The sequence below is a fragment of the Streptomyces sp. NPDC001339 genome (assembly GCF_042895955.1).
Classification (GTDB): Bacteria; Actinomycetota; Actinomycetes; order Streptomycetales; family Streptomycetaceae; genus Streptomyces.
Genome location: NZ_JBIAWT010000001.1, coordinates 654,894 through 666,557, shown reverse-complemented (window position 1 = coordinate 666,557; position 11,664 = coordinate 654,894). Strand labels below are relative to the sequence as shown.

At 70.5% G+C, this 11,664-nt stretch carries 8 protein-coding genes; all 8 read left to right on the top strand.

All coding sequences use genetic code 11. The annotated features are described in order from the left end of the window. Window positions 1-41 precede the first annotated feature (41 nt). On the top strand, window positions 42-1,277 hold the full coding sequence (locus tag ACFY12_RS02845) for a phosphopantetheine-binding protein (protein ID WP_390713898.1): 1,236 nt from the start codon (window positions 42-44) through the stop codon (window positions 1,275-1,277). Further along, on the top strand, window positions 1,274-2,446 hold the full coding sequence (locus ACFY12_RS02840) for an acyl-CoA dehydrogenase family protein (RefSeq protein ID WP_390713897.1): 1,173 nt from the start codon (window positions 1,274-1,276) through the stop codon (window positions 2,444-2,446). The genes ACFY12_RS02845 and ACFY12_RS02840 overlap by 4 nt, the downstream gene beginning before the upstream one ends. Continuing rightward, entirely contained in the window at window positions 2,439-3,356 is a 918-nt protein-coding gene (locus tag ACFY12_RS02835; RefSeq protein WP_390713896.1) for a hypothetical protein, read from the top strand. The genes ACFY12_RS02840 and ACFY12_RS02835 overlap by 8 nt, the downstream gene beginning before the upstream one ends. Continuing rightward, complete coding sequence (locus ACFY12_RS02830) at window positions 3,316-6,690, top strand: amino acid adenylation domain-containing protein (protein WP_390713895.1); 3,375 nt, start codon at window positions 3,316-3,318, stop codon at window positions 6,688-6,690. Before ACFY12_RS02835 ends, ACFY12_RS02830 begins: the two co-directional genes overlap by 41 nt. A gap of 142 nt (window positions 6,691-6,832) precedes the next feature. Continuing rightward, window positions 6,833-8,110, top strand: a complete 1,278-nt coding sequence (locus tag ACFY12_RS02825; protein ID WP_390713894.1) for an MFS transporter — start codon at window positions 6,833-6,835, stop codon at window positions 8,108-8,110. A gap of 61 nt (window positions 8,111-8,171) precedes the next feature. Next, entirely contained in the window at window positions 8,172-9,455 is a 1,284-nt protein-coding gene (locus ACFY12_RS02820) for an acetyl-CoA carboxylase biotin carboxylase subunit family protein (protein WP_390713893.1), read from the top strand. A gap of 121 nt (window positions 9,456-9,576) precedes the next feature. Then, window positions 9,577-10,551 (top strand): 2,3-diaminopropionate biosynthesis protein SbnA, encoded by a 975-nt coding sequence (sbnA, locus tag ACFY12_RS02815; protein WP_390713892.1) that lies wholly within the window; start codon window positions 9,577-9,579, stop codon window positions 10,549-10,551. 83 nt (window positions 10,552-10,634) lie between these two features. After that, on the top strand, window positions 10,635-11,651 hold the full coding sequence (gene sbnB, locus ACFY12_RS02810; protein ID WP_390713891.1) for a 2,3-diaminopropionate biosynthesis protein SbnB: 1,017 nt from the start codon (window positions 10,635-10,637) through the stop codon (window positions 11,649-11,651). Window positions 11,652-11,664 lie beyond the last annotated feature (13 nt).

Genomic DNA, 11,664 nt, shown 5'->3' with positions numbered 1-11,664 from the left:
CCGCGGTTCGGGCACCCCACGACTCACGACAAGGAGGAGACATGCGCGACCGCGAGGGCTCGGCCCACGAAGGACTCCTCGCTCGTCTCTGTGCCGGACTGTCCTACTCGGGCACCACCGAGTACGGGAGCTGTATCCAGCAGGCGACCACCAACGTGCTGGAAGCGCAGGGCCTGCGGGGCGCCGCCGACCTGATCGGGACGAGCTGGGGCTTCGGCTACCGGACCGGCGACGTCCGGCTGCGCGCCGGCGACCGGTGGCTGCCCGCGGCGGCGCGGCTGTCCGGGCTGGACATCACCCGGCTGCGGCCCGGTTCCGCCGAGGCGGCGTTCGGCCTCGAACAGGCCGCGCTGGCGGACGGGGTGCCGGCGGTGGTGGCCGTCGACTCGTACGACATCCCGTCGCCGTATCAGGGAACGACCCATCTGATGCACGCGTTGATCCTGGTCGGCGCCGACGAGGACACGGTCACCGTTCTCGACCCGATGAACCGGCCCGAACCGGCCCGCATGAGCCGCGCCGCGTATCGGCGTTCCCGCGGCAGCGCAGTGGTGGCGGGGTACGACCTGATCGTCTCGCGGGGCAGCGTGGACCGTCCGGTCTCGGCGGTCGACGCGGTCGGAGAGCTGTACGCCGACGCGGTGGCCCGGCACGAAGCCGACCTGGACGAGTTCGATCGCTTCGTCCGGGATGTCGAGGCGGGCCGGGTCGCGCCGGACGTGGCGGACGTGGCCGCCGAACGCACCTACGCGCACCGGGTGCTGGCGGCCGCGAGCCAGGAACGGCCGGAACTGAAGACGTCGGCGACCGCCATGGACACCTTGGCGAGTCGCTGGTATTTCGCGCACACCGTCGCCATGGAAGGCGACGCCGGGGTGTCGCGACGCATGCCCAAGATTCTCCGCGCATTGAGGGAACGGGAGACCCAAGTGCTTGACGAGTTCGCCGATACGGTGCGGGCGGCCGGCCTGGCGCCCGCGGGCGCTGCCGAGGTGCCGCCGGGGCTGAGCGCATCGATCCGTTCCGTGCTCGAAAGCCAGACCTCGATCGCGGTCGAGGGGCTGGGGCCGGATGACGACCTGTGGTCCGCGGGACTCACCTCCCTCGAATCCGTCCGGGCGATGATGGCCATCGAGGACGAACTCCGCCTGGAATTCCCGCCGTCGCTGCTCAGCCGCGCCACCTTCGAGTCGCTTTCCAGCATCGAGCGGGCGGTCGTCGCGGTGCTCACCGGATCCGCCGACGACGTCGTGTCCAGCAACGGAGGAAACCGATGACCGGTTCGTCGACAGTCCGGGCGGGACGGGACGAGATGCTCGCCGCCGCGGCCGAGACGGCACGCACCACGCTCGCGGTCCACGCGGACGAGGTCGACAAGAACGCGGTGTTCCCGGTGGAATCCGTCGCGGCGCTGGCGCACACCGGATTGCTGAGCGCCGCGCTGCCGCAACGGTTCGGCGGGGCCGGCCTGAGCGCCGCGGACCTGGCCGAGGTCGGCCGCGCGCTGGGCCGCGGGTGCGGTTCGACCGCGATGATCTGGGCCATGCACCAGGTCCAGGTCGCCTGTGTCGCCAAGCATGCGACCGGCTCCACGACGCTGGAAGGTCTGCCCGCCGTCCTTGCCGCGGGCGACGGGCTGATCGCCTCCGTCACCACCGAGCTCGGAGTCGGCGGGAATCTGCGGCAGAGCCGTACCGCCTGCGCAGCGCACGGGGACCGGGTGACCGTAGTCAAGGAAACCCCCACGGTCTCCTACGCGCAGATGGCCGACGCCTTCCTCATCACCGCCCGCCGCAACCCGGATGCCGCTCCCGGCGAACAGGTGCTGGTGCTGGCCGGCAAGGACGACGCCACGCTGGAGAACGTCGGCGAATGGAACACCATGGGCATGCGCGGCACTCGCAGCCCGGGGTGCCGGATCACCGTCGACGTGCCGGAGACCCAGGTGCTCCCGGTGCCGTTCGCCGAGATCGCGGCGCGGACCATGGTGCCGCTGTCCCACATCCTGTGGAGCGCGGTGTGGATCGGCATCGCCGAGGAAGCCGCCGGACGCGCCGTCCGGATGCTGCGCCGCAGCCGGCGCAGCCAAGGGCCGGAGCGCGGGACCGACTTGCGGCCGGCCGCGATCGGCGAGCGGCTCGGCCTGCTCGACGGGCTGCTCAAGCTGGTCGCCGACGGATACGACCGGCTCGCGCTGGACCCGGACGGCGAGCCCAGCGCCGATTTCGCGATCGAGATCAACAATCTCAAGCTGGCCGCGTCGGTCGAAACGGTGAAGGTGGCCGAGACCGCGCTGGAGATCTGCGGGATGGCCGGCTACCAGGAACACACGAGCCTGTCGGTGTCCCGGATGCTCCGCGATCTGTACTCCGCCCGGCTGATGATCTCCAACAGCCGGCTGCTGGAAACCAATGCAACCTCGATGCTGATGAGGCGTTATGGCTGAGCTGTCCGTCCCCGTCGCGTTCGATCCGGCGAACCTCTCCCTCGACAGCTCCGTGCCGGGGCTGACGCTCTTCGACGGAACGCACGAGGCACTGATCGACGCCCTGCACCTGTCGATCGGCCGGCTCGCGGCCGCCGAGCCGGCGCACCGGATAGGGGTGCCGCAGGTGATTTCCCGGGCGCTGCTGGAGCGTCTCGGTTACGTGGAATCGTTCCCGCAGCTGCTCGGCACGGTCTTCACCTACGAAGGCGACGATCGGCAGTGGCGCGAGATCGTGCCCGCGCTGCGCCGCGGCGAGCCGTGGACACAGCGGCACGAACTCGCCGACGCGGCGCTGCTTCCCGCGGTCTGCTACCACCTCTACCCGCAGCTCACAGGCGCTGAACTGACCGCGCCCGCGGTCTTCGACCTGACCGGCCAGTGCTACCGCCACGAACGCACCGCCGAACCGGGTCGGCTGCGTGCCTTCCGGATGCGCGAGCTGATCCGGATCGACGCCCCGGACGCCACGGTGGCCTGGCGGGACGGCTGGACCGAACGGGCCCGCGACTGGCTCGGCCTGCTCGGCCTCACCGCGTCGATCGTGCCCGCCAGCGATCCGTTCTTCGGTTCGGCGGAACGGATGATGGGCTCGATGCAGCGGGCCGAGCAGCTGAAATGGGAGCTGGTGGTGGAGGTCGCCGACGGGCTGTCCCAGGCGGTGGTGTCGTGCAACTACCACAAGAACCACTTCTCCGAGGAGTTCGGATTCCGGATGAGCGGGGCCGAGGCACACACCTCGTGCACTGCTTTCGGACTGGAGCGGATCGCGCTCGCGGTCCTGCACCGGCACGGTCCCGACCGCCGGAACTGGCCCGCGGAGCTGACCGGTGCGGCGGCGCCGGTCCCCGGGACCGACGGCCGCCCGTAACCGCCTGACCGCTCCCGCGGAGGATTGTGGAGATCCCATGTTCAAGGTCGTGAAGAACGCCGAGGCGGTCCATTCCCTGTGGCCGCAGGCAAAACCCGTGCCGGAGGGCTGGCAGGAGACCGGTGTGCGGGGCAGCGAGCAGGACTGCCTCGCCGACATCGCCGCGCGCTGGGCAGGACCGGCCGGTGCCGTGCCGCAGCACGGCCCGGCAACCTGCCTGCACGAGCGTTTCGAGGAGCGGGCGCGGGAGGACGGCGACGCGGTCGCCCTGGTCGACGGTTCGCGAACGGTCACCTACCGGGAACTCAACCGTGCCGCCAACCGGCTGGCGCACCGGCTGCGGAACTCCGGCGTGGGGCCGGAAAGCCTGGTCGGGGTGTGCGCGCGGCGCGGAGCGGAGCTTGTGGTCGCGCTGCTGGCGGTCCTCAAGGCGGGCGGCGGCTATCTGCCGCTGGACCCGGACTATCCCGAGGAACGGCTGCGGTACATCGTCGAGGACGCGGGCTGCCGGATCGTCGTCGGTCCCGAGGCGCTGCGCGGCACGGTCGAGGCGCCCGAGTGGGTGGCGCTGGACGACGCGGACCTCACCGCGCTGCCCGAGGACAACCCCGAGTCCGGGGCCGGTCCGGGCAACGTCGCCTACGTCATCTACACGTCCGGGTCGACCGGGGCGCCCAAGGGCGTGCTGGTCAGCCACGCCAATGTCACCCGGCTCTTCGAGGCGACAGAAGAAGAGTTCGGCTTCTCCCGGGACGACGTCTGGACGCTCTTCCACTCGTTCGCCTTCGACTTCTCCGTATGGGAGCTGTGGGGCGCACTGCTCTACGGCGGACGGCTGGTCGTCGTCTCGTACCCGACCAGCCGTGACCCGGGGGCGTTTCTGCGCCTGGTGCGCGGCGAAGGGGTCACCGTGCTCAACCAGACCCCCTCGGCGTTCCGGCAGTTGTCCCGCGCCGCGGAACTCGCGAGCTGGCCCGCGCTGGCCCTGCGTCTGGTGGTGTTCGGCGGCGAACGGCTCGAGCCGGCCGGCCTCGCTGCCTGGTGGAAGCAGTACGGCGACGCCTCGCCGCAGCTGGTCAACATGTACGGCATCACCGAGACCACCGTGCATGTGACGCTGCGTCCGCTCGTGAAGGCGGATCTGGACCGCACGGTCAGCCCGATCGGCCGCCCGTTGGCCGACCTGTCTCTCTACGTGCTGGACGGGAATCTGGACCCGGTGCCGCCGGGCACCCGGGGAGAACTCTTCGTCGGTGGCGCCGGGGTGTCGCGCGGCTACCGGGGACGGCCGGAGCTGACCGCCCAGCGCTTCCTGCCCGATCCCTTCGGTCCGCCCGGCGCTCGGATGTACCGCACCGGGGACGTCGGCTCGGCGGCGGACAACGCCGAGTTCCTCTTCCACGGCCGGGCCGACAGCCAGGTCCAGCTGCACGGGTTCCGCATCGAGCCGGGAGAGACCGAGGCAGCCATCCTCCGGCACCGCGAGGTGCGCGAGTGCGCTGTCATCGTCGTCGAACGCGCCGGCGGCGAGCCGGTGCTGGCCTGTTACTGGAGCCCGGCCCCGGACGCGACGGTCACCCCGGCCGGACTTCGTGCCGCAGTTGCCGACCGGCTGCCGGCGCACATGGTGCCCTCGGCGTTCATCCGGCTGGACGCGTTGCCGATGACCGCCAACGGCAAGCTCGACACCGCGCAGTTGCCCGGACTCCAGGACGCCGAGCGGGCCGGCGAGGAGGACTTGGCCGCACCACGCACCGAAACCGAGCACGCGCTCGCTCTGGTGTGGCGGGAGGTGCTGGATCTCGACGTGGTCGGCGTGAACGACAACTTCTTCACGATCGGCGGCGATTCCATCACCGCGCTGCCGTTGGTGCAGAAGGCCGAAGAGGCAGGCCTGCCGTTCGCGATCGAGGACCTGTTCGCGTACCCGACCATCGCGGAACTCGCCGAACGGGTGGCGAGCGGAGGCAGCGGCTCGGCCCCGGTTGCCTCTCGGGAAGAGCCGGCTCTGCTGCCGGAGAGCTATTTGCGCACCCTGCCGCCGGAGGTGGAAGCGGCGTATCCGGCATCGGCGCTCCAGGGCGGCATCATCCTGCACAGCATGATGAGCGGCGATTCCACCTTGTACCACGATCTCGGCAGTGTCCGGGTGCGCGGTCCGCTCGACCCCGGCGCGCTGGAGCGGGCCTGGCGGCGGCTGACCGGCCGGCACGAACTCCTGCGCTCGGCCTTCGACTTGACCGGCCACCGGGTCCCGGTCTACCAGGTGCACCGCTCCGTGGACGTGCCGGTGGAGATCCTCGACGCGCAACACCAGGACCCCGCCGAGGCCGTACGCGGTTGGTGGCGCACGCAATGGAAGCGCGGGTTCGAGCTCACCGCGGCCCCGCTCGTGCGCTGCCACGTCCACGATTTCGCGGACGGTTCGTTCCAGCTCTCCGTCTCGGCCCACCACTCCATTCTCGACGGATGGAGCTTCTCCGTTCTGCTCAGCGAACTGCTCACGACCTACGACAACGAACTCGGCGGTACCCCGGCGGCGGACGCGCCCGCACTGCCCTTCCGGGAGTTCGTCGCGCTGGAGCAGCAGGCGACCGCGTCGGAGCCCGCCCGGCAGTACTGGCAGCAGGTACTCAAAGGTGCGGAGCCGCTTTCGTTCAGCCCCGCAGCCGCGACGCCTTCGGCCGGCGAGCCGCTGCCCGACCCCGATGTCACGATCGTCCTGGAGAGCAACCTCACCGACCGGATCGAGGAGCTGGCGGCTTCGGTCGGTACGTCGGTCAAGAGCGTCTATCTGACGGCGCACCTGGCCGCGCTGCGGCGGCTCACCGGCCGCGAGGACGTGGTGACCGGCTTGGTCACCAGCGGCCGCCTCGAGCGGGCCGACGCCCAGCGCAGCATCGGGGTGTTCCTGAACAGCGTCCCCGTCCGGGCCGACCTGGCGGGGCAGACCTGGCGCACCCTGGTCCGGAACGTTTCCGAGGCAGAGCGGGACCTGATGCCCCACCGGCGGTTCCCGCTGGTCGAGATCCAACGGGCCACCGGACAGGAGCCGTTCGCGGTCCTGTTCAATTTCACCTCCATGCACGTCCTGGACCTGCAGGACCGGCTGCACCGGATCGCGGCGTCCGACTGGTGGTTCTCCGACCACAACAATCTCGCGGTCAACGTCGAGGTCGACCGTGATCCGGAATCGCGCCGATGGCAGCTGAGCGTCCGTGTCGACCGGCGGCGGGTCGGTCCGGACATCGCGGGCCGGCTGGCGGAACTGATGAACGAGGCGCTGGGGGAATGCGTCGACAGCCCGGATTCCCTGCTTTCCCGGGAGGGCTGACGGGGCCCTGAAGGGCTCCCTGGAAGGAGATGCGGCCGTGACGAACGGCCCCGGTGGTCGGCACGCCGCCGGAACCCGGCCCGCTGTGCCGAATTTTCGGATGCGACCCGAGTGAACCCTGACGAGAGAAGACTGCCACCCCATGTCCACTACGCCTGACGAGAACGCGAAGACGGGCACTGCCCCTCATCCGTTGCGGCTGCGCAACTTCCGTCTGCTTTTCATCAGCCGCACCCTGTCGGCCCTGTCGGAGGCGCTGGTGCCCGCGGCGCTGGCCATCGCCGTCGTGCTCGCCACCGGTTCGGCGGCCGCCATGGGCATCACGCTGGCTTGCGCGACAGTGCCCCGGGTGGCGCTCATGCCGCTCGGCGGCGCCCTCGCCGACCGGTTCCAGGCGCGGCGGATGGCGATGAGCGCGGACCTCCTGCGGGTCTTCACCCAGGTCTTCGTGGGCATCGAACTGCTCAGCGCGTCACCGGTGCTCTGGCACATCTGCGTCTCGCAGTTCGTCTACGGCGTGGCCTCGGCGTTCTCGATGCCGGCCAGGTCGCCGCTGGTGGTCGGCACGGTGCCGGAATCGGCCCGGCAACGCGCCAACGCGGCGATGGGCTTCACCAAGGGCGCGGCGTGGGTGCTGGGGCCCGCGCTGGCCGGTTCCCTGATCTACCTGGTCGGCAGCGGCTGGGTGTTCGTCGTCGACGGCACGGCGTTCGCGATCAGCGCCGGGCTCCTCGCGATCACCACCGTGCGCCATGTGCCGTCCCCTCCCCAGACCCTGCGGAAGGACCTGGCCGTCGGCTGGCGCGAGGTCGCCAGTCGGCGCTGGCTCTGGATGAGCCTCGTCGCCCATTCGGTGTGGAACTTCTGCGCCGGGATCCTGATGACGCTCGGACCGGTGATCGCGATCCTGCACCTCGGCGGCGAGGGCACCTGGATCTGGATCCTGCAGACGGGCGGGGTCGGCCTGCTGGCCGGCTCGCTGCTGGCGAGCCGCATCCGGATGCGCCGCACCGTGATGTGGGCGAACCTCGCGCTGGCGACCTACGCGATCCCGCTGCTGCTCCTCGCGGTGCACGCCCCGGTGCCGTTGATCATCGCCGGATACGGGGTGGCCCAGGCGGCGCTGGGGTTCCTGAACCCCACGTGGGACACCGCGCTGCAGGAGCACGTGCCCGCGGACCGGCTGGCGCGGGTCGACTCCTACGACTGGTTGTTCTCGCTCGCCGCACAGCCGCTCGGCTACGCGGTGGCCCCGTTGCTCGCCGCGTGGTGGAGCCCGGCGGTACCGCTGACCGGGGCCGCGGTCCTGGTCCTCGTGGTCTGTCTGGTCGCGGGCACGACGCGGTCGGTCCGTGCCCTGGTCTCCGGTGCGCCGGCCAAGGAGAGCACTCCGGCGCCGGACGCGGTGAGCAACGGCTGACGGGCTCGTCCGCACGTCGCGGCCGCATGCGAATACCTGGGCATCGAAGGGGGATTGGGCGATGGCGTCATCAGCACGGCTTGTCGTCGTGTGCGGCCGCAGTGCCGCATCGGTCGGGGAACTGGTCGGGGGGTTGAAACCGCTGGGTGAGCTGGTCTTCCTCCTCGACACGTCTCCCTACAACGATCCGTTGCGCGCCTTGCTGGCCAAGGTCGGCACGGTGCTGGACGTGGCACCGACGGCCGAGGCGACCGCGGAGCTGCTGCGGCCGCTGCGGCCGGACGGCATCGTCACTTTCAGCGAGAGCCTGCTCCCGCTGACCGCGAGCCTCGCGGCCGCGCTCCAACTGCCCTTCCACAGCCCGGATGTCGTCGCCTTGCTGACAGACAAATACGAGCAACGGCGACGTCTCCGGGAACGCGGGGCGGACACCGTGCGCACCCATCTGCTGACCTCGTCTTCCGAGTGGCCGGCAGCGGTGCGGGAAGTCGGCCTTCCGGCGGTCCTCAAGCCCGTGCGCAGCGAAGGCAGCCGGAACACGCACGCGGTGTCCGATGCCGCCGAGGGCAAGGCGCTTGTGCACCACCTGCTCGACAGTGGCCGCGAACGCGCGTTGGTGCTGGAGGAATTCCTGGTCGGACGGGGGTGCGCGGCTTCTGCGGGGTACGTGTCGGTGGAGTCCCTGGCGTCCCGCGGCGTGGTCACGCATCTCGCGGTGACCGGCAAGTTCCCCATGATGGCCCCGTTCCGGGAGACCGGGCAGTTCTGGCCGTCCGTGCTGAACCCCGCCGAAGAGAGGGAAGTGCTCGACCTGGCCTCCCGCGCCGTCGACGCGCTGGGGGTGCGGACCGGGCTGCTGCACACGGAGATCGTCCTGACCGCCGACGGCCCGCACCTCATCGAGGTCAACGGCAGGCTGGGCGGGCTTGTCAACGACCTCGCCGTCCGGGCGGCCGGGGTCAGCCTGGTGCGGCTGGCCGGCCAGGTCGCGCTCGGCCAGCACGTCGTGCCCGAGCCCGTCGAACCCCGGGAAGTGTTCTACCAGTTCACTCATCTCGCCCCGCTCGAGCGGGTCCGGTTCGTCAAAGCCGACGGACACGGTGCCATCCGCAGGCTGCCCGGGGTCGACACGCACCGGCCGCTGGTCCAGCCGGGCGACTGGCTCGACGGCGGGACCGGGTGGACGATGCTGGACCTGCTCACCGGCCGGGCGGCGTCGCACGGCGACATGAGCGCGCTGATCGACCGGGCGCTGGACACGGTCGAGTTCACCTTCGCGACGCCCGGCGGGGACACCGAAACCCGTTCCGGCCGCGCCTGCTCGCCGTGGGCCGCGCCCTCGTGAACCGCGAACACTGATCCACCGGCCCGAAATAGCCACGACAAGAGAACTGCCGGCGCAAAGGCTGTCAATTATGCATAGGTCATCTTCGCGCGGCCGCACCGCCGGCGCGCCCCAGGATCTCTTGACGGACGACGCTTTCGTGGATCTGTCCCCGATCGTGCGCCGCCGGCTCACGCTGAAATGCGAGGGATTCAATTTCGCCGGTTCGGTGAAGGCCAAGTCCGCGCTGCGGATGGTGAACGATGCCGAGGCCGCGGGCCTGCTGCGGCCGGGATCGGCCTTCGTCGAATCGTCCTCCGGCAGCCTCGGCGTCGCGTTGAGCATGATCGCCGCCAACCGCGGCTACCGATTCACCTGCGTCACCGACAGCCGGTGCAACGAGCGGAACATACGGCTGATGGAGGCATACGGCGCCGAGGTCGTCGTCATCGCCGAGCCGCACCCTGTGGAAGGGCTGCTGGGCAGCCGGATCCGGTACATCCAGGAGCTGTGCCGCAGCGACCCGGGGATCCTCTGGCTGAACCAGTATGCGAATGATTCCAACTGGCGGGCGCACTACCAGACGACCGGCCCCGCGGTGGCCGAAGCCTTTCCCGACCTGGAATTCCTGTTCATCGGGGCGGGAACCACCGGAACGCTCACCGGATGTGCCCGCTATCTCAAGACGATCGGGCACACCGCCCGCATCGTCGCGGTGGACAGCGTCGGTTCGGTGACCTTCGGCGGGCTTTCCGGCCCCCGGCACATTCCCGGGCTGGGCACCGGCAGGCGTCCGGAAATCGTGGACGAAAGCGTCGTCGACGAGGTCCTCCTGGTGCCCGAGCGGGAGGCGATCCGGATGTGCCGGTTCCTGGCCAAGAAGGGCTGTCTCCTCGGCGGGTCGACCGGGACCGTGGTGGCCGGAGCCTGGCAGCGGCTGTCCGCCGAACGCGACGACGTCCAGGCGCTCGGCATCGCCGCCGATCTCGGCGAGCGCTACCTCGACTCGGTCTACGACGACGCATGGGTGCGCGCCCGGTTCGGCGAGATCGGGGAATTCGATCCCGACGAGGAGAACCTGGCCGCTACCGCCACGGGCGACGCGATCCGCGGATGAGCCCGCCCGCTCGTCTTCTTCCGTTCCACGCCGCTTCTTCCGTTCGACGCCGCCCTGTCCGCACATACCGAGGAGCCTTTTCCGTGCCCACACCTGAATTCGCCGTCATAGCCGGGGAGACGGTCCACGACATCCTGGCCGGTCAGGAAACCGAGGTGCTCGAGGTGGTCCGCCGCGCCTACCTGGCGCACGGAGACGGCCTGAGCGTGAACCCGCCCAGCTACTTCCTGCGCTATCCGGACCGTCCGGCGGACCGGATCATCGCGCTGCCCGCCTCGCTCGGCGGCGGTTTCGACGTGGACGGCGTCAAGTGGATCTCCAGCTTCCCCGGCAATGTCGCGGCCGGGATTCCCCGGGCGTCCGCGGTGCTGATCCTCAACGACCACGAGACCGGCTACCCGTTCGCCTGCCTGGAGAGCTCCATCATCAGCGCCGCCCGGACCGCTGCCTCGGCGGCGCTGGCCGCGGCCGAGCTGCACAGGAACCGGCCGCGCCCACGCACGGTCACGTTCTTCGGCACCGGCCTGATCGCCCGGTACATCCACACGTACCTGCACGGCACGGGCTGGGATTTCGACGAGATCACCGTCCACGACCACCACCGCGAGTACGCCGATGCGTTCGCGAGCTATCTCGACGGGCACGACAAGGCGAACGTCGTGGTCGCCGAGGGTCCGGAACCAGCTGTTCGCGCGTCCGGGCTGATCGTGTTCGCCACCACGGCCGGCGCTCCGCACCTCCACGAGCCCGGCTGGTTCGCGCACCACCCGACAGTCCTCCACGTTTCCCTGCGCGATCTCGACCCGGCCGTCCTGCGCGGGGCGGTGAACGTGCTGGACGACGTGGAGCACTGCCTCAAGGCCGACACCTCCCCGCACCTCCTCGAACAGGCCGACGGCAACCGGGACTTCGTGGACGCGACCCTCTGCGACGTGCTGCGGGGCTTCGAGCCCGGCCGCGGCAGGCCGATCGTGTTCTCCCCCTTCGGCCTTGGCGTGCTGGACCTGGCAGTCGGCGCGCACGTGTACCGCCGGGCCGTCGAGCGCGGACTCGCGAGCCCGGTGCCGGGCTTCTTCCATGACCTGGACCGGTATCGCTGACGGTTGGCCCGGC